The organism is Pseudomonas sp. YA1 (genome assembly GCF_058680555.1).
The window spans coordinates 328330-348254 of sequence record NZ_JBZWBG010000002.1 but is presented as its reverse complement, the minus strand read 5'-3'; the positions used below and the strand labels follow the sequence as shown (position 1 = coordinate 348254).

At 65.9% G+C, this 19925-nt stretch carries 22 protein-coding genes; 14 read left to right on the top strand and 8 right to left on the bottom strand.

Annotation, left to right across the window (positions count from 1 at the left end):
- Window positions 1-11 precede the first annotated feature (11 nt).
- The 3 genes from AC4OR5_RS03945 to AC4OR5_RS03935 all read right to left on the bottom strand — a co-directional run bounded on the left by AC4OR5_RS03945 (window position 12) and on the right by AC4OR5_RS03935 (window position 2115).
- Entirely contained in the window at window positions 12-755 is a 744-nt protein-coding gene (locus tag AC4OR5_RS03945; RefSeq protein ID WP_003092669.1) for a GntR family transcriptional regulator, read from the bottom strand.
- 242 nt (window positions 756-997) lie between these two features.
- Window positions 998-1498, bottom strand: a complete 501-nt coding sequence (locus AC4OR5_RS03940) for a L,D-transpeptidase family protein (protein WP_491952825.1) — start codon at window positions 1496-1498, stop codon at window positions 998-1000.
- A 62-nt stretch (window positions 1499-1560) separates the two neighbouring features.
- Window positions 1561-2115: an NUDIX hydrolase gene (locus AC4OR5_RS03935; RefSeq protein ID WP_021265187.1), complete on the bottom strand. Its 555-nt coding sequence runs from the start codon at window positions 2113-2115 to the stop codon at window positions 1561-1563.
- A 140-nt stretch (window positions 2116-2255) separates the two neighbouring features.
- Between AC4OR5_RS03935 and AC4OR5_RS03930 the strand changes: the two genes are divergently transcribed.
- Genes AC4OR5_RS03930 through AC4OR5_RS03910 form a run of 5 tightly spaced genes read left to right on the top strand, consistent with a single transcriptional unit; the run spans window position 2256 to window position 5590 of the window.
- Complete coding sequence (locus tag AC4OR5_RS03930; RefSeq protein WP_003092664.1) at window positions 2256-2867, top strand: CoA pyrophosphatase; 612 nt, start codon at window positions 2256-2258, stop codon at window positions 2865-2867.
- Between the two features lie 37 nt (window positions 2868-2904).
- Window positions 2905-3429 carry a gamma carbonic anhydrase family protein gene (locus tag AC4OR5_RS03925; protein ID WP_003092662.1) on the top strand — a complete coding sequence of 175 codons (525 nt, stop codon included), beginning with the start codon at window positions 2905-2907 and terminating at the stop codon, window positions 3427-3429.
- Complete coding sequence (locus AC4OR5_RS03920) at window positions 3426-3620, top strand: DUF1289 domain-containing protein (protein ID WP_003092660.1); 195 nt, start codon at window positions 3426-3428, stop codon at window positions 3618-3620. The genes AC4OR5_RS03925 and AC4OR5_RS03920 overlap by 4 nt, the downstream gene beginning before the upstream one ends.
- Window positions 3621-3657: 37 nt before the next feature.
- Window positions 3658-4839: a formate-dependent phosphoribosylglycinamide formyltransferase gene (purT, locus tag AC4OR5_RS03915; RefSeq protein ID WP_116271230.1), complete on the top strand. Its 1182-nt coding sequence runs from the start codon at window positions 3658-3660 to the stop codon at window positions 4837-4839.
- 1 nt (window position 4840) lies between these two features.
- Window positions 4841-5590 carry an SGNH/GDSL hydrolase family protein gene (locus AC4OR5_RS03910; protein WP_058160184.1) on the top strand — a complete coding sequence of 250 codons (750 nt, stop codon included), beginning with the start codon at window positions 4841-4843 and terminating at the stop codon, window positions 5588-5590.
- 7 nt (window positions 5591-5597) lie between these two features.
- On the opposite strand, the gene AC4OR5_RS03905 is transcribed toward AC4OR5_RS03910, so the two are convergent.
- The 3 genes from AC4OR5_RS03905 to AC4OR5_RS03895 form a co-directional block, all read right to left on the bottom strand.
- Window positions 5598-6911, bottom strand: coding sequence for an MFS transporter (locus AC4OR5_RS03905; protein WP_058160185.1), 1314 nt, complete (start codon window positions 6909-6911; stop codon window positions 5598-5600).
- A gap of 303 nt (window positions 6912-7214) precedes the next feature.
- Window positions 7215-8507 carry an HlyC/CorC family transporter gene (locus tag AC4OR5_RS03900; protein WP_003111904.1) on the bottom strand — a complete coding sequence of 431 codons (1293 nt, stop codon included), beginning with the start codon at window positions 8505-8507 and terminating at the stop codon, window positions 7215-7217.
- A gap of 12 nt (window positions 8508-8519) precedes the next feature.
- Window positions 8520-9320 (bottom strand): cytochrome C assembly family protein, encoded by an 801-nt coding sequence (locus AC4OR5_RS03895; RefSeq protein ID WP_003092649.1) that lies wholly within the window; start codon window positions 9318-9320, stop codon window positions 8520-8522.
- 300 nt (window positions 9321-9620) lie between these two features.
- Between AC4OR5_RS03895 and ffh the strand changes: the two genes are divergently transcribed.
- The 6 genes from ffh to AC4OR5_RS03865 all read left to right on the top strand — a co-directional run bounded on the left by ffh (window position 9621) and on the right by AC4OR5_RS03865 (window position 13732).
- Window positions 9621-10994 carry a signal recognition particle protein gene (gene ffh / locus AC4OR5_RS03890; RefSeq protein WP_003092645.1) on the top strand — a complete coding sequence of 458 codons (1374 nt, stop codon included), beginning with the start codon at window positions 9621-9623 and terminating at the stop codon, window positions 10992-10994.
- A 209-nt stretch (window positions 10995-11203) separates the two neighbouring features.
- Window positions 11204-11455, top strand: a complete 252-nt coding sequence (gene rpsP, locus AC4OR5_RS03885; protein WP_003109644.1) for a 30S ribosomal protein S16 — start codon at window positions 11204-11206, stop codon at window positions 11453-11455.
- A 15-nt stretch (window positions 11456-11470) separates the two neighbouring features.
- On the top strand, window positions 11471-11998 hold the full coding sequence (gene rimM, locus AC4OR5_RS03880) for a ribosome maturation factor RimM (RefSeq protein WP_003092640.1): 528 nt from the start codon (window positions 11471-11473) through the stop codon (window positions 11996-11998).
- Window positions 11999-12004: 6 nt separating this feature from the next.
- Complete coding sequence (gene trmD / locus AC4OR5_RS03875; RefSeq protein ID WP_003119312.1) at window positions 12005-12763, top strand: tRNA (guanosine(37)-N1)-methyltransferase TrmD; 759 nt, start codon at window positions 12005-12007, stop codon at window positions 12761-12763.
- A 41-nt stretch (window positions 12764-12804) separates the two neighbouring features.
- On the top strand, window positions 12805-13155 hold the full coding sequence (gene rplS, locus AC4OR5_RS03870; RefSeq protein WP_003092637.1) for a 50S ribosomal protein L19: 351 nt from the start codon (window positions 12805-12807) through the stop codon (window positions 13153-13155).
- Window positions 13156-13306: 151 nt separating this feature from the next.
- Window positions 13307-13732: an acyl-CoA thioesterase gene (locus AC4OR5_RS03865; protein WP_003092635.1), complete on the top strand. Its 426-nt coding sequence runs from the start codon at window positions 13307-13309 to the stop codon at window positions 13730-13732.
- Window positions 13733-13801: 69 nt separating this feature from the next.
- On the opposite strand, the gene AC4OR5_RS03860 is transcribed toward AC4OR5_RS03865, so the two are convergent.
- Complete coding sequence (locus AC4OR5_RS03860) at window positions 13802-14488, bottom strand: cyclic di-GMP-binding domain-containing protein, MshE-related (RefSeq protein ID WP_003092633.1); 687 nt, start codon at window positions 14486-14488, stop codon at window positions 13802-13804.
- 112 nt (window positions 14489-14600) lie between these two features.
- Window positions 14601-16436, bottom strand: coding sequence for a cation:proton antiporter (locus tag AC4OR5_RS03855; protein ID WP_003109643.1), 1836 nt, complete (start codon window positions 16434-16436; stop codon window positions 14601-14603).
- Window positions 16437-16650: 214 nt separating this feature from the next.
- On the opposite strand from AC4OR5_RS03855, the gene xerD reads away from it, so the two are divergent.
- The 3 genes from xerD (at window position 16651) to AC4OR5_RS03840 (ending at window position 19920) form a co-directional block, all read left to right on the top strand.
- Entirely contained in the window at window positions 16651-17547 is an 897-nt protein-coding gene (gene xerD / locus AC4OR5_RS03850; protein ID WP_003092629.1) for a site-specific tyrosine recombinase XerD, read from the top strand.
- 126 nt (window positions 17548-17673) lie between these two features.
- Window positions 17674-18402 (top strand): bifunctional protein-disulfide isomerase/oxidoreductase DsbC, encoded by a 729-nt coding sequence (gene dsbC, locus AC4OR5_RS03845; RefSeq protein WP_003092626.1) that lies wholly within the window; start codon window positions 17674-17676, stop codon window positions 18400-18402.
- 213 nt (window positions 18403-18615) lie between these two features.
- Complete coding sequence (locus tag AC4OR5_RS03840; protein ID WP_003109642.1) at window positions 18616-19920, top strand: homoserine dehydrogenase; 1305 nt, start codon at window positions 18616-18618, stop codon at window positions 19918-19920.
- The last annotated feature ends 5 nt before the right edge of the window (window positions 19921-19925 follow it).

Here is a 19925-nt window from a genome sequence, read left to right as displayed (position 1 = left end):
CTCCGTGTCGGTCAGCGTCGCAGTTCGGCGACGAAGTCGTAGTAGTCGTTGCGGCAGTAGGTGTCGGTCAGCTCGATCGGGGTGTTGTCCTCGAGGTAGCCGATCCGGGTCATCAGCAGCATCGCGGTGCCCGGCGCGATGCCGACCAGCGCGGCATCGGACGCGGACGCGTTGATCGCGCGCACGTGCTGGAGGGCGCGGACCACCGGGCGACCGATGCCGTCCAGGTATTCGTAGAGGGAATCGCCGACCGCTGTCGGGTCCGGCAGCAGGCGTGCCGGCAGGGTGCTGTTCTCGATCGCCATCACCGTGCCGTCGGCCTTGCGCAGGCGCTTCATGCGCGCGACCTTCTCGGTCGGCGAGAGGCCGAGGCGGATCAGTTCGTCGTGGGTGGGCAGGGCGATGCCGCGTTCCAGCCAGGTGGAGCCGGGGGTGAAGCCTTTCAGGCGGAGCATCTCGCTGAAGCTGGAGAGACGCGACAGCGGTTGTTCGAGACGCGGCGTAATGAAGGTGCCGGAGCCCTGGTTGCGGCGGATCAGGCCCTGCTCGAAGAGTACTTCGAGGGCCTTGCGCGCGGTGACGCGGGAAATGTTCAGGGTTTCGCTGAGGTTGCGTTCGGAGGGCAGCGCCTCCTCCGCTTTCCACTGGCCGGCATGGATCGCGCTCTCGAGATTGCGCGCCAGCTGCAGATAGAGGGGGGTGGGTTGCGCCTCGTCGGGACGCAGGGCCAGGAGCAGGTCGTGGGCTGTCTTCATGAGAGGTTCCGATGCGGATTGTGTTGTTGTCGCCCGGTAATGCTGGGAAAACTAATACCACTTGAATACCACGTCAATGCCAGTTGTGCGTCGCGCACGCGTCAGCCAGCCGTCCCGTCGATTGACTCGGCCTGAGTAAGGGATGCAAGGGTTTGACGGATAAAAGAAAACGCCGCCGGAAAATCTCGCGGCGGCGTTCCTGGTGTGGCTGACGGCTGACGAGTGGTATCAGCCTGGTTCTGTCAGGGGCGGATCTCGATCAGCGTGCCGTCTTTCACCACGCTCCAGACTTCGCGCATGTCGGTGTTGTTCATGGCGATACAGCCATTGGTCCAGTCCAGGGTGGAGAAGTACCACTCCGGGTATTCGTCATCCAGCGGGGTGCCGTGGATCATGACCATGCCACCGGCCGGCAGGCCCTTTTCCCGGGCCTTGGCCACGTCGCGGGCGTTGGGGTAGGAAATGTGCATGGAGAGGTTGTAGTTGTTGCTGGTCTTGCGCCAGTCGATCCAGTAGAAGCCTTCCGGGGTGCGGTTGTCGCCTTCGGCCAGCTTCGGGCCGGTCGGGCGCTTGCCCAGCGAGACACGGTAGCTTTTCAGGACGTTGCCTTTGTTGAGGAGCAGCAGTTTTCGCTCGGACTTGAGCACCAGGACCTTGTCCACCTTGCCTTCCAGGCTCGGCGCGGCATTGGCCTGGGTCAGACTGGCGAAGGTCAAGCACAGCAAAGCAAGCAACCAGCGCATGGAAGTGAAATCCCCGATATTCCCTTGAGCCGCAACGGCGGCGGTGTTCGAGTGTTTGGCGTTCAGTCTTTCTTATAGGAAGCCAGCATAGGTGCAATGGCTTCGTTGCGCACCGGGAAGCAGCCTTCGCGGCGGTCGCTGAAGTAGCATTCTAAGGTACGGCCGATGGTCGGAAAAGCCAGCTCCGACCAGGGAATCTCCGCTTCGTCGAAAAGCCGCACCTCCAGGCTTTCATCGCCGGCGGAGAAATCCAGGTCGAGCAGCTCGGCGCGGAAGAACAGGTAGACCTGGCTGATGTGCGGTAGGTCGAAAAGGGTATAGAGCTGCAGGCCGCCGATCCGCGCGTTGGCTTCTTCCTCTGTTTCGCGGGCCGCCGCCTGGGCGAGGGTCTCGCCGTTCTCCATGAAGCCGGCCGGCAGCGTCCAGTAGCCCAGGCGCGGTGCAATGGCGCGACGGCAGAGCAGGACCTGGCCGTCCCACACCGGCAGGCTGCCGGCGACGATACGCGGGTTCTGGTAGTGCACGGTGTGGCAGGCGTCGCAGACGTAGCGCAGGCGGTTGTCGCCGTCCGGGATGCGCTGGACCACCGTGGCGCCGCACAGGCTGCAGAATTTCATGCCAGGTTCTTCTTCGGGGAAAGGCCTATCTTGCTCGGCTGGCCGGGAGGCGACAAGGCCCCGTGCGGGAGGGGTGGGCTGGCCGGGGCTTTCGTGCCATGATCTCGGGGAAACGACAAGACCTCGGAAACCCCGGCAGTATGAACTGCACGCTCGACGAGTTGCGCCAACGCATCGAGGCGCACCGCCCCCGCCAACTGGATACCGACCAGCGCTTCCCCCAAGCGGCCGTGCTGGTGCCCATCACCCGCAGCGACGATCCGGAGCTGGTGCTGACCCTGCGCGCCGCCGGTTTGTCCACCCATGGCGGCGAGGTCGCCTTCCCCGGCGGGCGGCGCGACCCGGAAGACGCCGACCTGGTGCGCACCGCCCTGCGCGAGGCGGAGGAGGAGATCGCCTTGCCGCCGGGCCTGGTGGAAGTGGTCGGGCCGCTGAGCACCCTGGTCTCGCGGCATGGCATCGAGGTCACTCCCTATGTCGCCTTCATTCCCGACTTCGTCGAGTACCAGCCCAACGACGGCGAGATCGCCGCGGTGTTCAACGTGCCGCTGAGTTTCTTTCGCGACGACCCGCGCGAGGTCACCCACCGTATCGACTACTTCGGCCGCAGCTGGTACGTGCCCAGCTATCGCTTCGGCGAGTTCAAGATCTGGGGCCTGACGGCCATCATGGTGGTGGAGCTGGTCAACCTGCTGTACGACGACCCCATCGACCTGCACACGCCGCCGGCTTCGTTCATCAAACTGAGTTGACCGACGGGGCGCAGACCCCGGCCATGAGGAGATCGCGATGAAATACCGCCTGGGCGATGCCCGCGTCGAAACCCATCCCGACAGCTGGATCGCGCCCAGCGCAGCGGTGATCGGCAAGGTTCGCCTGGATGCCGGCGCCAGCGTCTGGTTTGGCGCGGTGCTGCGCGGCGACAACGAGCTGATCCATATCGGCGAGCACAGCAACGTCCAGGACGGCTCGGTGATGCACACCGACATGGGCTATCCGCTGACCCTCGGCAAGGGCGTCACCGTCGGCCACAACGCCATGCTGCATGGTTGCAGCGTGGGCGACTACAGTCTGGTGGGGATCAACGCGGTGATCCTCAATGGGGCGAAGATCGGCAAGTACTGCATCATCGGCGCCAACGCGTTGATTCCCGAGGGCAAGGAGATTCCCGACGGCTCGCTGGTGATGGGCTCGCCGGGCAAGGTAGTGCGCGAGCTGAGCGAGCCGCAGAAGAAGATGCTCGAGGCCAGCGCCGCCCACTATGTGCACAATGCCCGCCGTTACGCCCGCGACCTCGTCGAGGACCCGGCGTGAACGAGCGACCGGTGGCTTCGCCCTGCGTGCATGTCTGCGCGCTGGACGAGCAGGACATCTGCATCGGCTGCCAGCGCACGGCGGCCGAGATCACCCGCTGGGGCTTGATGAGCAACGACGAGCGCCGCGAGGTGCTCGGTCGCTGTTTCGAGCGCGCCAAGGCGCAAGGGCTGGTCAGCGGTTCCGCCTGAAGCGGATTCCGTTTTCTTTCATTTCCGAGGTTCTTCCATGACCCGTATCGGTACCCCCCTGTCGCCGAGCGCGACTCGCGTCCTTCTCTGTGGCTCCGGCGAGCTGGGCAAGGAAGTCGCCATCGAGCTGCAACGCCTGGGTTGCGAGGTGATCGCCGTCGATCGCTACGGCAACGCGCCGGCCATGCAGGTGGCACATCGCAGCCACGTGATCAGCATGCTCGACGGCGCCGCCCTGCGCGCGGTGATCGAGCAGGAGAAGCCGCACTACATCGTGCCCGAGATCGAGGCCATCGCCACCGCGACCCTGGTCGAGCTGGAGGCCGAAGGCTACACCGTGGTGCCCACCGCCCGCGCCGCGCAACTGACCATGAACCGCGAGGGTATCCGCCGGCTGGCTGCCGAGGAACTCGGCTTGCCGACCTCGCCCTATCACTTCGCCGATACCTTCGAGGACTACCGCCGTGGCGTCGAGCGCGTCGGCTACCCCTGCGTGGTGAAGCCGATCATGAGTTCGTCGGGCAAGGGCCAGAGCGTCCTGAAAGGCCCCGACGACCTGCAGGCGGCCTGGGACTATGCCCAGGAAGGCGGGCGCGCCGGCAAGGGCCGGGTGATCGTCGAGGGCTTCATCGATTTCGACTACGAAATCACCCTGCTCACCGTGCGCCACGTCGACGGCACCACTTTCTGCGCGCCGATCGGTCACCGCCAGGTCAAGGGCGACTACCACGAGTCCTGGCAGCCGCAGGCGATGAGCGCGCAGGCCCTGGCCGAGTCCGAGCGGGTCGCCCGGGCAGTGACCGAGGCCCTCGGCGGACGCGGGCTGTTCGGCGTCGAACTGTTCGTCAAGGGCGACCAGGTGTGGTTCAGCGAGGTGTCGCCGCGCCCGCACGATACCGGCCTGGTGACCCTGATTTCCCAGGATCTTTCCGAGTTCGCGCAGCATGCGCGGGCGATCCTCGGCCTGCCGATCCCGGTGATCCGCCAGCTCGGCCCGTCGGCCTCGGCGGTGATCCTGGTGGAAGGCAAGTCCCGGCAGGTCGCTTTCGCCAACCTCGGCGCCGCGCTGAGCGAGGCGGATACGGCGCTACGCCTGTTCGGCAAGCCGGAAGTGGATGGCCAGCGGCGGATGGGCGTGGCCCTGGCGCGCGACGAGTCGATCGACGCCGCTCGCGCCAAGGCGACCCGGGCCGCCCAGGCGGTTCGCGTCGAACTCTGAGATGCGCCGGCTGGCATCGCTGGCCTGGTGGGCGGCGGCTCTGCCGTTGCTGCCGCTGGCGGTGCCGCTGGCTATCCGCACCCGCCGCCGAGCCTTGCGCCTGGCGCCCGCGGCGGGACCTCGCGAAGGGCTGGTCGGTGGGGCCGGTGCCGAAGAGCCGCTGCGCTTGTTGTTGTTCGGTGAGTCGACAGTGGCCGGGGTCGGCGCCAGTTGCCTGGACTACGCCCTGGCCGGCCGCCTGGCCGCGGCGCTGGGCGAGCGTCTGCGCCGCCCGGTGGCCTGGCAGGCGCTGGGCGAGAACGGCATCACCAGCGGCGAGGCGCGCGAACGCCTGCTACCGCAGGTGGCGGGACGTTTCTTCGACCAGGTGATCCTGGTCTTCGGCGTCAATGACACCACCAGCCTGCGCTCCCTCGAACGCTGGCGCGCCGACTGCGCGGCCCTGATCGACGGCTTCCAGGCGGCCGGCGCGCAGGTGACCTGCACCGCGGTGCCGCCGCTGCGGCATTTTTCCGCCTTGCCCGGGTTGCTGCGGGCCCTGCTGGGATGGCGCGGGCGGCTGCTCGACGAGGCGCTGCGCGATCTCGCTGGCGCGACCGGCGCCGGCTACTGCCCGATCTCGCTGGACCTGCTTCCGGACTACCTGGCCATCGACGGCTTTCATCCTTCGCAGCTGGGCTACCAGGTCTGGGCCGGGGCCCTCGCCGACTGGTTGGCGGCGAGGGAGAAGGGCGGCGTCGCGGTAGCCTGAGCGAGACTCAGGACACTGCGCCGAGGTCGTTGTCGCGGGTTTCCTTCAGGCACAGCACCGCCAGCAGGCTGAGCAGCGCCGCTGCGGAGACGTAGCCGCCGACCCAGCCCAGGCCGCCGATGCCGACCAGCTTCTGGGCGATATAGGGCGCCACCGAGGCGCCGAGAATGCCGCCCAGGTTGTAGGCCGCCGACGCGCCGGTATAGCGCACGTGGGTGGGGAATATTTCCGGCAGTAGCGCGCCCATCGGGGCGAAGGTGACCCCCATCAGGAACAGCTCGATGCAGAGGAACAGGGCGACGCTGAACGTCGAGCCCTGGCTGAGCAGCGGCTCCATGGCGAAGCCGGAGGCGATCGCCGCCAGGCTGCCGAGCAGTAGTACCGGCTTGCGTCCGAAGCGGTCGCTGAGCCAGGCCGACAGCGGCGTGGCGGCGGCCATGAAGAGCACCGCGAGGCACAGCAGACCAAGGAACTCCTCGCGGCTGAAGCCGAGGCTGGCCACCCCGTAGCTCAGCGAGAACACCGTGGAGATATAGAACAGCGCATAACACACCACCATCGCCAGGGCGCCGAGCAGGGTCGGCCGCCAGTGCTGGGCGAACAGCTCGGCGATCGGCAGGCGGACCCTCTCGTGCTTGGCCATGGCCTTGGCGAACACCGGGGTTTCCACCAGCTTCAGGCGTACGTAGAGGCCGACCACGACCAGCGCCGCGCTGAGCAGGAATGGGATCCGCCAGCCCCACTCACGGAACTGCTCCTCGCTGAGCAGCATCGCCAGGGCCAGGAACAGGCCGTTGGCGGCGAGGAAGCCGATCGACGGGCCGAGCTGGGGAAACATGCCGAACCAGGCGCGCTTGCCGGCCGGCGCGTTCTCCGTGGCCAGCAGCGCGGCGCCGCCCCACTCGCCGCCGAGGCCGAGGCCCTGGCCGAAGCGCAGCACGCAGAGCAGCAACGGCGCCCAGTAGCCGATGCTGTCGTAGCCGGGGAGGACGCCGATCAGGGTGGTGGATACCCCCATCAGCAGCAGCGAGGCGACCAGGGTCGACTTGCGCCCGATGCGGTCGCCGAAGTGGCCGAACAGCGCCGAGCCCAGCGGACGGGCGAGGAAGGCGATGCCGAAGGTGAGGAAGGCGCTGAGCATCTGCGCGGTGCCGGATGTCTGCGGGAAGAATACCGGACCGATCACCAGGGCGGCGGCAGTGGCATAGACGTAGAAATCGTAGAACTCGATGGCGGTGCCGATGAAGCTGGCGACTGCGACCCGGGTGGTCGAGTTGGCCGGTTCCGGAGCGGCGTCGGCGGCGAGGGTGGCGGCGGTCATGGTGGGAAGGTCCCTGGCAGTCGGGGCACGACGGAGTGCTTCCGTGCGGCCGGATGGTTATGGCCAGTGCGCCGATGCGGCGGCGCGGCGCCCGGGTGGGGCGGACGAGATCGGTCGCGCAGGGAGGATGGGGCTGCGCGCCGTGCGCCGGCTGGTACCGTCGGCATCGGGGCCGGACGGGCAGGCGGGACTGGCGGGTGACTGGCCGGGGCTCGGGCTGCGGGTAGCGGCGGAACCGGCGGCAGGGCTGGATAAGCTGGGGTCGATTATAGAGCGCCGCGGGGCGGGTTCGGCAATCCCGGATCAGACGCTGGCGTCGCTTTCGACCAGCGGGGTCAGCGCGCGGGGATGCCAGGCGCGCACGCTTTTCACACGGTTTTCCGCCGACTGCTGGATTTCCAGGCAGTAGGGGCCGATGCGCAGGCACACCGCGCAATCGGGGATCTGCTCCAGGGCTTCGGTGACCAGGCCGTTGAGGGTCTTCGGGCCGTCGCAGGGCAATTGCCAGCCAAGCGACTTGTTCAGCTCGCGCAGGTTGGCGCTGCCGTCGATGACGAAGCTGCCGTCCTCCTGGGCCTGGATATCCGGGTTGTCGAGGCTGTCGAGGTCGTTGAAGTCGCCGACGATCTCTTCGAGGATGTCCTCCAGCGTGACGATGCCGATCACCTCGCCATATTCGTCGACCACCACGCCGATACGGCGCTTCTCCTTCTGGAAGTTCACCAGCTGGGTCGACAGCGGCGTGCTTTCCGGCACGAAATACGGCTCCATGCAGGCCTGGCGGAGATTCTCCTTGGTCAGGCGGCCCTGGGTCAGCAGGCGCGCGATCTGGCGCATGTGCACGACCCCTTCGATCTGGTTGACGTCGTCGCGGTAGACCGGCAGGCGGGTGTGGCTGGTGGTGCGCAACTGCTCGACGATGACCTCGAGTTCGTCGTCGAGGTCGATGCCTTCGATTTCGTTGCGCGGGATCATCAGGTCGTTGACCGTGACCTTCTCCAGGTCCAGCAGGCCGAGCAGCATGTCATGCCGGTTGACCTCGCTGGCCTGGGGATTGTCGGCCGGATGCAGGGCCTCTTCGTCGCGGCTGCGTCCGCTGTCGTCCTGTTCCGCCGCGGCGACGCCGAGCAGGCGCAGCAGCGCGTTGCTCAGCAGGGTCAGCAGCCACAGCAGGGGCCAGCACAGGCGCTGCAGGATCAGGAGCGGCAGGCTGAGCGGCAGGGCGACGCGTTCCGAGCGGAGGGCGCCATAGCGACGCGGCAGCAGGGCGCCGAACAGCAGCAGGAGCAGGGTCATGCCGGGGATGGCGACGGCCAGGCCGATGACGCCCCAGTGGCGCAGCGCGGCCCAACTGGCCAGGGCGGCGGCGCTGACGTTGACCAGGGTGCGGCCGAACAACAGGGTGCCGCGCAGGCGGTCGTCGTGCAGCAGCAGCCAACTGCTGCGCCGGGCCCCGCGCAGGCCTTGCTTGGCCTGTAGGCGCAGGCGGTAACGGTCGAGGTTGAGCAGGGCGGTCTCGACGCAGGAAAAGAACGCCGAGCAGGCGACCAGGAGAACCAGCAGGCCGACCAGGTACCCGGGGTGCAGCTCATCCATGAAGGAGGCCCATCAGATGTGCAGGATGAATTCCCGCACCAGCTTGCTGCCGAAGTACGCCAACATCAACAGGCAGAAACCGGCCAGGGTCCAGCGGATCGCCTTGTGGCCCCGCCAGCCGAGCTGGTGGCGACCCCAGAGGAGCACGGCGAAGACCACCCAGGCGAAGCAGGACAGGATGGTCTTGTGCGCCAGGTGCTGGGCGAACAGGTTGTCGACGAACAGCCATCCGGACAACAGCGACAGCGAAAGCAGCGACCAGCCACCCCAGAGGAAGCCGAACAGCAGGCTTTCCATGGTTTGTAGGGGCGGGAAGTTGCGGATCAGCCCGGACGGATGCTTGTGCTTGAGGCGGTAATCCTGGAGCAGCAGCAAGAGCGCCTGGAACACCGCGATGGTGAGCAGGCCGTAGGCCAGGATCGAGAGCAGGATGTGGGCCAGGATGCCTGGTTGTTCGTTGATCGGCTCGACGGTGCCGTGGGGGATGAGTACCGCTAGCAGGGTGGTGAGGGCGCCCAGCGGGAATAGAAGGAGGAGCAGGTTCTCCACCGGTATCCGCAAGGTCGCCAGCAGGGTCAGGAGGATTACCGCGGCGGCGATCAGGCTGGCGGCGTTGAAGAAGTCCAGCACTAGGCCGGCCGGGGTCAGCAATTGCTGGTAGAGGCTGAAGGCGTGGGCGACCAGTGCCAGGAGTCCGAACAGGAGCAGCAGGGGTTTGCCCGGCGCGGTGCGCTTGGACACACAGGCACCCTGGTAGGCGGCGGTGCCGAGATAGAGAACAGCAGCGATGAGGCTGGGCAGCAGGGGATGCATAAGTCCTTGTAATCGCGGGCCCGAAAGGAAGGGAGTTTGGCATAGATCGAGCGTCGCGAGAAAGCCGTTGCGAACAGTTCTCTCGTACCTGTGGCCGGGTTGGCGGACCGCCTGCCGCGGGCGCCGTGACCTCCTGGCCCGGCAATCGCTTCGGCAAAGACGGAACGCATCGGCAAATCAAGGACTTGAGGCTGGCCTCCGGTCGTCGCCGGACACACACTCCGTCTTTCATCGCGTGTCCCGCGACGCGCTCTTGGTTATAATCCGCCGCTTGCCGCAACCCCCGTGGAAGGATCGCGCATGTTCGAAAACCTTACAGACCGCCTCTCGCAGACGCTTCGCCATGTCACCGGCAAGGCCAAGCTGACCGAGGACAACATCAAGGACACTCTGCGCGAAGTGCGCATGGCCCTGCTCGAGGCCGACGTGGCCCTGCCGGTGGTCAAGGACTTCGTCAACAAGGTCAAGGAGCGCGCCGTTGGCACCGAGGTCTCGAAGAGCCTGACCCCGGGACAGGCGTTCGTGAAGATCGTCCGCGCCGAACTCGAGGAACTGATGGGGGCGGCCAACGAGGACCTGGCGCTGAGCGTCGCGCCGCCGGCGGTGATCCTGATGGCCGGCCTGCAGGGCGCGGGCAAGACCACCACCGCGGGCAAGCTGGCGCGCTTCCTTAAGGAACGCAAGAAGAAGTCGGTGATGGTGGTTTCCGCCGACGTCTACCGTCCCGCCGCGATCAAGCAGCTGGAAACCCTGGCGGGCGAGGTCGGCGTAACCTTCTTCCCTTCCGACGTCAGCCAGAAGCCGGTGGCCATCGCCGAGGCGGCGATCCGCGAGGCGAGGCTGAAGTTCATCGACGTGGTGATCGTCGATACCGCAGGCCGCCTGCACATCGATGCCGACATGATGGACGAGATCAAGCAGGTGCACGCGGCGATCAAGCCGGCGGAAACCCTGTTCGTGGTCGATGCCATGACCGGGCAGGACGCCGCCAACACCGCCAAGGCCTTCAATGACGCCTTGCCGCTGACCGGCGTGGTCCTGACCAAGGTCGACGGCGACGCGCGTGGCGGTGCCGCGCTGTCGGTGCGGGCGATCACCGGCAAGCCGATCAAGTTCCTCGGCATGGGCGAGAAGAGCGAAGCGCTCGATCCGTTCCATCCCGACCGCGTGGCCTCGCGCATCCTCGGCATGGGCGACGTGCTCAGCCTGATCGAACAGGCCGAGCAGAACCTCGACCGCGACAAGGCCGAGAAGCTGGCGAAGAAGATCAAGAAGGGCAAGGGCTTCGACCTGGAAGACTTCCGCGACCAGTTGCAACAGATGAAGAACATGGGCGGCCTCGGCGGGCTCATGGACAAGCTGCCGATGCTCGGCGGGGTCAACCTGGCGCAGATGGGCAATGCCCAGGGCGCTGCGGAGAAACAGTTCAAGCAGATGGAGGCGATCATCAACTCGATGACGCCCGGCGAACGGCGCGATCCGGAAATGATCAGCGGCTCGCGCAAGCGCCGCATCGCCCTTGGCTCCGGTACCCAGGTGCAGGACGTCGGCCGGCTGATCAAGCAGCACAAGCAGATGCAGAAGATGATGAAGAAGGTCACCGCCAAGGGCGGCATGGCCAAGATGATGCGAGGCATGGGCAGCATGTTCCCGGGGGGCATGCCCAAGCTTTGATCGGACGCGCGGCCGCTGGCCACGCCGGCGGTTCCGCGCCGTCGGCCGGCGGGCGGACCGCGCGCTTCTCGCGCTCTCCGCGCCGGCCGATGGGTGGCCGAAAAAGAGATTTGCAAATTCCCCGATAATCCTTAGAATATGCGGCCTTTCGGGCCGTGGGCCCAGCGTGCATTCATTTTGCAAGCACCGACTACAGGAACGAAGTTCACATGGTAACCATCCGTCTTGCTCGTGGCGGCTCCAAAAAGCGCCCCTTCTACCACCTGACCGTGACCAACAGCCGCAATGCGCGCGATGGTCGCTTCGTCGAGCGCATCGGTTTCTTCAACCCGGTTGCGACTGGTGGCGAAGTGCGTCTGTCCGTCGACCAGGAGCGTGCAACCTACTGGCTCGCCCAGGGTGCACAGCCGTCTGAGCGCGTTGCTCAGCTGCTCAAGGACGCTGCCAAGGCAAACGCCTAAGCCGTCATGAGTGAAATGCCGACACCCGCCGACGACCTGGTCGTGATCGGCAAGATCGTTTCGGTGTACGGCATCCGCGGTGAGGTGAAGGTGTATTCCTTTACCGACCCGTTGGACAACCTGCTGGACTATCGCCGCTGGACGCTCCGGCGCGACGGCGAGATTCGGCAGGCCGAGCTGGTCAGGGGGCGCCTGCATGGCAAGGTCCTGGCCGCCAAGCTCAAGGGGCTCGACGATCGCGAAGAGGCCCGCACCTTCACCGGTTACGAGATCTGCATCCCGCGTAGCGAGTTGCCCTCTCTCGAGGAAGGTGAGTACTACTGGCACCAGCTGGAAGGCCTGAAGGTGATCGACCAGGGCGGGCAGTTGCTCGGCGTGATCGACCATCTGCTGGAAACCGGTGCCAACGATGTCATGGTGGTCAAGCCCTGCGCGGGCAGCCTGGACGACCGCGAGCGCCTGTTGCCCTACACCGGGCAGTGCGTGCTGTCGATCGACCTGGCCGCTGGCGAGATGCGGGTGGACTGGGACGCGGACTTCTGATCATCCATGGACAAGCGTTTGTGGGTGGGCGTCGTCAGCATCTTTCCGGAGATGTTCCGCGCGATCAGTGACTATGGCATCACCAGCCGTGCGGTAAAGCAGGGGTTGCTCACGCTGACCTGCTGGAATCCACGGGACTACACCGAGGACCGCCACCAGACGGTGGACGACCGGCCCTTCGGCGGTGGCCCTGGCATGGTGATGAAGATCAAGCCTCTGGAGGGCGCGCTGGCGGATGCCAGGCAAGCCGCCGGGGGCAGGAAGGCGAAGGTGATCTACCTTTCGCCGCAAGGCCGCCAGCTGACGCAGGCGGGCGTACGCGAACTGGCCGAAGAGGAAGCGTTGATCCTCATCGCCGGGCGCTACGAAGGCATCGACGAGCGCTTCATCGAAGAGCACGTCGATGAAGAATGGTCGATCGGCGATTATGTCCTGTCCGGCGGTGAGTTGCCGGCCATGGTGCTGGTCGATGCAGTGACGCGGTTGCTGCCCGGTGCATTGGGTCATGCAGATTCCGCCGAGGAGGACTCCTTCACGGATGGCCTGCTCGACTGCCCGCACTACACCCGACCCGAGGTGTATGCGGACAAACGTGTTCCTGAAGTGTTGCTCAGTGGCAACCATGAACACATCCGGCGTTGGCGTTTGCAGCAGGCCCTTGGGCGGACCTGGGAACGACGCGCCGATCTTCTGGATAGCCGCTCGCTTTCTGGAGAAGAGCAGAAGCTGCTGGCGGAATACATCCGTCAGCGGGACGATAGTTAACGTATCGATGGCTGGCCGATTGCCGGTCTTAGGAGCACAGCATGACCAACAAGATCATTCAGCAGATCGAAGCTGAACAGATGAACAAAGAGATCCCGGCGTTCGCCCCCGGCGACACCGTGATCGTCCAGGTCAAGGTGAAGGAAGGCGACCGTCAGCGTCTGCAGGCCTTCGAAGGCGTCGTCATCGCCAAGCGCAACCGTGGCCTGAACAGCGCCTTCACCGTGCGCAAGATCTCCAACGGCGTGGGCGTGGAACGTACCTTCCAGACCTACAGCCCGATCGTCGACAGCCTGAGCGTCAAGCGTCGCGGCGACGTGCGCAAGGCCAAGCTGTACTACCTCCGCGCCCTGTCCGGCAAGGCCGCGCGCATCAAGGAAAAACTGGTCTAATCCGGTTCTTCTCCGAGAAAAGCAGCCCGAGGGCTGCTTTTTTCATGTCTGGCGTTCGCCTTTCCGGCGGCGCTTCCTACTGCCCACGGCAGCGCATAACCAGTACAACATCCGCGGCACCCAGGCAGCCACTCCATCCGGTATTCGTGGCATGACCCCCAGAGAGCAAGAAATCCTGCGTCGCACCGAGCTTTCCGAAACCCGTGTGACCAAGGCGGTATTCCCGCCCACCACCAATCACCACAACACCCTGTTCGGCGGAACTGCGCTGGCCTGGATGGACGAGGTCTCGTTCATCACCGCGACCCGTTTCTGCCGCCTGCCGCTGGTGACCGTCTCCACCGATCGCATCGACTTCAACCACCCGATCCCGGCGGGCTCGATCGTCGAACTGGTCGGCCGGGTGGTCAAGGTCGGCAACACCAGCCTCAAGGTGGAGGTCGAGGTGTACCTGGAAAGCATGTACGCCGACGGTCGCGAGAAGGCCATACACGGCCTGTTCAGCTTCGTCGCCATCGACGACGAAAAGCGGCCGGTTCCGGTCCTGCCGGGGTTCCCGGCCAGCCAGGCGGCTTGAGCCAGGCGGAAAGAAGGCACCCAGGGGTGCCTTTTCCATATCCCCGGACGATCCGGCTCTGGGTTGGGATCAGGGCCGCAGGCTGATCTTCAGGGAAGCCTGGGACAGGTCGATCTGTTGCAGGCTGACGCTGCCGAACGTCTGCTCGCGCGGCGCGCCGGCAATGCGGATATTGTCGAAGCGCACCTCGCCGATACTGCTCGGCAGGCGCAGGTTGACCGAGCCGTCGGGGTTGAGCGTGCTTTGCGTCTTGCCGGTTTCGTAGCGAACGTCGCTCATCGAGGTTTCCGCCTCCAGGCTGTCGAGCACCGGCATCACCAGCTTCGCCAGTTGCTTCACCGCGGCCAGGCCGTCGCCGCCCTCGGCCTTCAGGAACAGGCCCTCGAGGCTTTCGTTGAGGCCCTGGGCGTTGACGTTGCTCATCTCGACGTCGGTCAGCGGACGCAGGTTCTTCGGCAATTCCTGGCGGCTCATGGCCGCTGGCGGCTGCATACGCTGGATGTCGGCGCTGGCCATCTGGAACGGACTGAGCAGGGCGGCGACCAGGGTCGCGGCCAGGCGCAGGTTGGTCTGCTTCTTCAGCGCCTTCTTCAGTTGCCGTTCGCTCAGCAGGCCCTGCTCGATCAGGGTTTCGCCCAGGCGCTTGTGGTTGCTCAACTGCGCCTGGATCGCGGCGTCCAGTTGGGCGGCGCTAATCAGCCCCTTGTTGATCAGGATCTGGCCCAGGCGGGAATGTTGTTGATTGGACATGGTCATGGCCTGATGAAAAAAGAGGATGATGGCTAGATGCAATCATCCTCTTCGTGGGCTTCGTTTGTCACCCAACCTTGGATAGGGTGACGACGGTCTTTCGTCGGTTCGTTGAAGTCTAGTCGGCGATTTCCGTGGCCTGCGACTTGCTGACTGACGGTTCTGCCTCGATCAGCGACAGCAGCGTCCAGCCGGTGCCCGGCGCCAGCGTGGACTGTGGCGTGGCGACGTGCATCCTGCCGTTCGGATCGCGGGCGAACAGCAGGATCGCGGACTCGCCGTGCAGCGCCTGGTAGTCGTTCCAGCCGAAGGTGTCGGTGAGCAGGGTGGTGCGGATTTCGGCGCCGCGCGACAGCAGGCTGGCGAACTGCGCGTAGGTCAGCGGTCGCTGGCCAAGCGGGCGGCCACGGTGTTCGTCGCTGGAGCGGTGCTTGTCGGTACGCTTGGCTTCCTGGCTGGTCGGCAGGCCGAACAACTGGCGATGGCCGAACTCGTGGCGGAAGCGCATGGCCGCCAGGGTGTTCAGCTCGCCGGCCGGAGAAACCCCCAGCAAATGCCCGATGCCGACCAGGTCGAGGTGGGCTTCGGCGTGCTGCGAGGTGGGGTTGCCGAAATAGGTGGGCAGGTTGTCCATGCGGGCGGCGCGGATGTTTTCCCAGCTCGAATCAGTCAGCAGCACGCGGCTGCCGAGGCTCTTCAGGGCCTTGCCGATGGCGCGCCCGACCGGATTGGCGCCGACGATCAGGTAGCCGCTGGGCGAGGGCTCGGCGACCTTCAGCAGGCGCGCCAGGGGGCGGGCGGTGGCGCTTTGCAGGACCACCGTGCCGATGATCACCAGGAAGGTCAGTGGCACCAGCAGCGCCGCCTGGGCATGGCCTTCGGCGCCCAGGCGGATGGCGAAGATCGCCGAGACCGCCGCGGCGACGATCCCGCGCGGGGCGATCCAGCTGAGCAGGGCGCGCTCGCGCCAGCTCAGCGGCGAACCCCAGGTCGACAGCGCCACGTTCAGCGGACGGGCGACGAACTGGATCAGCAGCAACACCAGCAGCGCCGCCGGGCCCAGGCCGAGCAGGGCATTGATGTCCAGGCGTGCGGCCAGGAGGATGAACAGGCCGGAAATCAGCAGGACGCTGAGGTTTTCCTTGAAGTGCAGGATCTGCCGTACGTCGACGCCCTTCATGTTGGCCAGGCCCATGCCCATCAGGGTGACGGCGAGCAGTCCGGATTCGTGCATCACCCGGTTCGAGGCGATGAACACGCCCAGCACCGCGGCCAGCGTCGCCAGGTTGTGCAGGTAGTCCGGCAGCCAGTGGCGGCGCAGGACGATGCCCAGCGCCCAGCCGCCGAGGATGCCGAACAGGCTGCCGCAGAGGATCACCCCGCCGAAGGTCTGCAGGCTGTGCAGCCAGCCGTCGCCTTCGCCGCTGGAGATGATGAAGCTGTACACCACTACCGCCAGCAGGGCGCCGATGGGATCGATGACGATGCCTTCCCAGCGCAGGATGTTCGCCACCGCGGCCTTGGGCCGGACCACCCGTAGCATCGGGACGATCACCGTGGGCCCGGTGACCAGGGTCAGGGTGCCGAACAGCAGGGCCATTTCCCAGCTGAAGTCGAGCAGGTAGTGGGCGGCCAGGGCGATCACGCCCCAGGTCGAGAGCGCGCCGATGGTCACCATTCGGTGCACCACGGTGCCGATTTCCTTCCATTCGCTGAAATGCAGGGTCAGGCTGCCCTCGAAGAGGATCAGCGCCACTGCCAGGGATACCAGTGGGAACAGCAGGGGGCCGAACATCTCGTCCGGATCGAGCCAGCCGAGCAGGGGGCCGGCGACGATCCCGGACAGCAGCAGGAAAAGAATGGCTGGCAGGCGCAGGCGCCAGGCCAGCCATTGACTGAGCAGGGCGGCGGCACCGATGCCGCCGAGGGCGAGCAGGATAGCGTTCTGGTCCATCGAGGATTCCTTGTCAGCGTCGCTCCGCTCGTCCTGAGCCGGGGCGAACCATCGAGCCACATGGCTCCGCTTTTTCCCGCGGGCACGGGAAGCCGGCCGACCTCCTGTCGACCGGCCTGACTAACCATTACGTGGCGATGACGGCCAACGCTCGCGATAGCGCCCAGGCTATGAAAGACTAGCCGCGCTTTCATTTGGTTCGCAGCCTTCATCCATGAGTACCCTCGAACATCCCCTGATCGACCGTTTCCTCGATGCCCTGTGGCTGGAAAAAGGCCTTGCCGACAACACCCGCGAGGCTTATCGCAACGACCTCCAGCAGTTCAACGCCTGGCTCGATGGCCGCGGGCTGCGCCTGGAGGGCATCGGCCGCGACGCCATCCTCGATCACCTGGCCTGGCGCCTGGAACAGGGCTACAAGGCTCGCTCGACCGCGCGCTTCCTCTCCGGCCTGCGTGGCTTCTACCGCTATTGCCTGCGCGATGGCCTGATCGCCGAGGATCCCACCTTGCAGGTGGACCTGCCGCAACTGGGCAAGCCGTTGCCGAAATCCCTCTCCGAAGCGGACGTCGAGGCATTGCTGGCGGCGCCGGAAGTCGACGACCCGCTGGGCCTGCGCGATCGCACCATGCTCGAAGTGCTGTATGCCTGCGGCCTGCGGGTCAGCGAACTGGTCGGCCTGACCCTGGAGCAGGTCAACCTGCGCCAGGGCGTGGTCAAGGTCTTCGGCAAGGGCAGCAAGGAGCGCCTGGTGCCGCTCGGCGAGGAAGCCATCGGCTGGCTCGAACGCTACCTGCGCGAGGCGCGCGGCGACCTGCTCGGCGGGCGGCCCAGCGACGTGCTGTTCCCCAGCCTGCGCGGCGAACAGATGACCCGCCAGACCTTCTGGCACCGCATCAAGCATCACGCGCAGGTGGCGGCGATCGGCACGTCGATTTCGCCGCATACCCTGCGCCACGCCTTCGCCACCCATCTGCTCAACCACGGCGCCGACCTGCGGGTGGTGCAGATGCTGCTCGGCCACAGCGACTTGTCGACCACCCAGATCTACACCCATATCGCCCGGGCCCGCCTCCAGGATCTGCACGCACGCCACCACCCGCGAGGCTGACGCTTTGTCCGAAAAATCCGTACCTATCCGAAAAGAGGCGCTTTCGTAGCGTTCTGCGACAAGCGTCGGGCCCGTCGGGATAGCGGTCTATGGTAGGCTTCGCCGACCGCACGACAGGAGTGACACATGCGCGTGACCCGTTTTCTGGCTGCTGCCGCCCTCGGCCTGATGAGTACCCTGGCCCTGGCAGACAATGCCGATCAGAACATCCGCAAGACCCTGCAGGCCCTGCAGCCGGACCTGCCCATCGACTCCATCGCCAGCAGCCCGCTGCAGGGGCTCTACCAGGTGCAGCTGAAGGGCGGCCGGGTGCTCTACGCCAGCGCCGACGGCCAGTTCGTCATGCAGGGCTACCTCTACCAGGTGAAGGACGGCAAGCCGGTCAACCTGACCGAGAAGGCCGAGAGCCAGGCGATCGCCAAGGCGATCAACGGCGTGCCCGCCAGCGAGATGGTGGTGTATCCGGCCAAGGGCCAGGCCAAGGCGCACATCACGGTGTTCACCGATACCACCTGCCCGTACTGCCAGAAGCTGCATGCCGAAGTGCCGGACCTGACCGAGCAGGGGATCGAGGTACGCTACATGGCGTTCCCGCGCCAGGGGCCGCAGTCGGCGGGCGACAAGCAACTGCAGGCGGTCTGGTGTGCGAAGGAGCCGACCAAGGCGATGGACGCCATGATGAACGGCAAGGAGATCAAGTCTTCCGAGTGCAAGAACCCGGTCGACAAGCAGTTCCAGATGGGCCAGATGGTCGGGGTGCAGGGAACGCCGGCGATCGTCCTCGCCAACGGCCAGTTGCTCCCCGGCTACCAGCCGGCCAAGCAGTTGGCCAAGCTGGCGCTGGAGGCCAAGTAGCGCCGGGCCTGCCGAACAATTGACTAATAAAGAGCCGCTTCGTAATGTGCGGCTCTTTTGTTTTCATCATTGGCGATTTCCGCCGCCCGCTGGCGGAATCCATCGCCAGGATGCGGCGTGGCCCGTACAGTGGTCGCGTCAACCTCGATTCGATCGGGGAACCATAGCAGGCCGGCGCGTCCGGCCGTCGTAGGTGAGATGGGGAGTTCCAGCGTGAAACCGGTCAAAGTAGGCATCTGTGGGTTGGGGACCGTCGGTGGCGGTACCTTCAATGTACTCGAACGCAACGCCGAGGAGATTGCCCGCCGTGCCGGGCGCGGTATCGAGGTTGCGCAGATCGCCGCCCGCCGGCCGAACCCGAAGTGCGATACCGGTGCGACCCCCATCACCGCCGATATCTTCGACGTAGCGTGCAATCCCGAGATCGACGTGGTCGTCGAGCTGATCGGCGGCTACACCCTGGCCCACGAGCTGGTGCTCAAGGCCATCGAGAACGGCAAGCACGTGGTCACCGCGAACAAGGCGCTGATCGCCGTGCACGGCAACGAGATCTTCGCCAAGGCCCGCGAGAAGGGCGTGATCGTCGCCTTCGAGGCTGCTGTCGCCGGCGGCATCCCGGTGATCAAGGCGATCCGCGAGGGGCTGTCGGCCAACCGCATCAACTGGCTGGCCGGGATCATCAACGGTACCGGCAACTTCATCCTCAGCGAAATGCGCGAGAAGGGCCGTACCTTCCCCGACGTGCTCGCCGAGGCCCAGGCCCTGGGCTATGCCGAGGCCGACCCGACCTTCGACGTGGAAGGCATCGACGCCGCCCACAAGCTGACCATCCTCGCCTCGATCGCCTTCGGCATTCCGCTGCAGTTCGACAAGGCCTACACCGAAGGCATCTCGAAGCTGACCAGCGCCGACGTCAACTACGCCGACGCCCTCGGTTATCGCATCAAGCACCTGGGCGTGGCGCGTCGCACCGAGAGCGGCTTCGAGCTGCGCGTGCACCCGACCCTGATTCCCTCGGATCGCCTGATCGCCAACGTCAACGGCGTGATGAACGCGGTGATGGTCAACGGCGACGCCGTCGGCTCGACCCTCTACTACGGCGCCGGTGCCGGCATGGAGCCGACCGCTTCCTCGGTGGTGGCCGACCTCGTCGACGTGGTCCGTGCCATGACCTCCGATCCGGAGAACCGCGTACCGCACCTGGCGTTCCAGCCGGACGCGCTGTCCGACCACCCGATCCTGCCGATCGAAGCCTGCGAAAGCGCCTACTACCTGCGCATCCAGGCCAAGGACCACCCGGGCGTACTGGCCCAGGTGGCCACCATCCTGTCCGAGCGCGGCATCAACATCGAATCGATCATGCAGAAGGAGGCCGAGGAACAGGACGGCCTGGTGCCGATGATCCTGGTTACCCACCGGGTCATCGAACAACGCATCAACGATGCCATCGCCGCCCTGGAAGCGCTGGAAGGCGTGTCCGGGCCGGTGGTCCGCATCCGTGTCGAACAACTGAATTGATCGAA

Coding starts and splice junctions, on each gene's coding strand:
- AC4OR5_RS03935 (WP_021265187.1), bottom strand. CDS start 2,115: ATGAAATTCTGCAGCCTGTGCGGCGCCACGGTGGTCCAGCGCATCCCG.
- AC4OR5_RS03900 (WP_003111904.1), bottom strand. CDS start 8,507: ATGGATGAGCTGCACCCCGGGTACCTGGTCGGCCTGCTGGTTCTCCTG.
- rplS (WP_003092637.1), top strand. CDS start 12,805: ATGACCAACAAGATCATTCAGCAGATCGAAGCTGAACAGATGAACAAA.
- purT (WP_116271230.1), top strand. CDS start 3,658: ATGACCCGTATCGGTACCCCCCTGTCGCCGAGCGCGACTCGCGTCCTT.
- AC4OR5_RS03855 (WP_003109643.1), bottom strand. CDS start 16,436: ATGGACCAGAACGCTATCCTGCTCGCCCTCGGCGGCATCGGTGCCGCC.
- AC4OR5_RS03930 (WP_003092664.1), top strand. CDS start 2,256: ATGAACTGCACGCTCGACGAGTTGCGCCAACGCATCGAGGCGCACCGC.
- AC4OR5_RS03860 (WP_003092633.1), bottom strand. CDS start 14,488: ATGACCATGTCCAATCAACAACATTCCCGCCTGGGCCAGATCCTGATC.
- AC4OR5_RS03865 (WP_003092635.1), top strand. CDS start 13,307: ATGACCCCCAGAGAGCAAGAAATCCTGCGTCGCACCGAGCTTTCCGAA.
- AC4OR5_RS03925 (WP_003092662.1), top strand. CDS start 2,905: ATGAAATACCGCCTGGGCGATGCCCGCGTCGAAACCCATCCCGACAGC.
- AC4OR5_RS03910 (WP_058160184.1), top strand. CDS start 4,841: ATGCGCCGGCTGGCATCGCTGGCCTGGTGGGCGGCGGCTCTGCCGTTG.
- AC4OR5_RS03940 (WP_491952825.1), bottom strand. CDS start 1,498: ATGCGCTGGTTGCTTGCTTTGCTGTGCTTGACCTTCGCCAGTCTGACC.
- dsbC (WP_003092626.1), top strand. CDS start 17,674: ATGCGCGTGACCCGTTTTCTGGCTGCTGCCGCCCTCGGCCTGATGAGT.
- xerD (WP_003092629.1), top strand. CDS start 16,651: ATGAGTACCCTCGAACATCCCCTGATCGACCGTTTCCTCGATGCCCTG.
- rimM (WP_003092640.1), top strand. CDS start 11,471: ATGCCGACACCCGCCGACGACCTGGTCGTGATCGGCAAGATCGTTTCG.
- AC4OR5_RS03905 (WP_058160185.1), bottom strand. CDS start 6,911: ATGACCGCCGCCACCCTCGCCGCCGACGCCGCTCCGGAACCGGCCAAC.
- ffh (WP_003092645.1), top strand. CDS start 9,621: ATGTTCGAAAACCTTACAGACCGCCTCTCGCAGACGCTTCGCCATGTC.
- AC4OR5_RS03895 (WP_003092649.1), bottom strand. CDS start 9,320: ATGCATCCCCTGCTGCCCAGCCTCATCGCTGCTGTTCTCTATCTCGGC.
- AC4OR5_RS03945 (WP_003092669.1), bottom strand. CDS start 755: ATGAAGACAGCCCACGACCTGCTCCTGGCCCTGCGTCCCGACGAGGCG.
- rpsP (WP_003109644.1), top strand. CDS start 11,204: ATGGTAACCATCCGTCTTGCTCGTGGCGGCTCCAAAAAGCGCCCCTTC.
- trmD (WP_003119312.1), top strand. CDS start 12,005: ATGGACAAGCGTTTGTGGGTGGGCGTCGTCAGCATCTTTCCGGAGATG.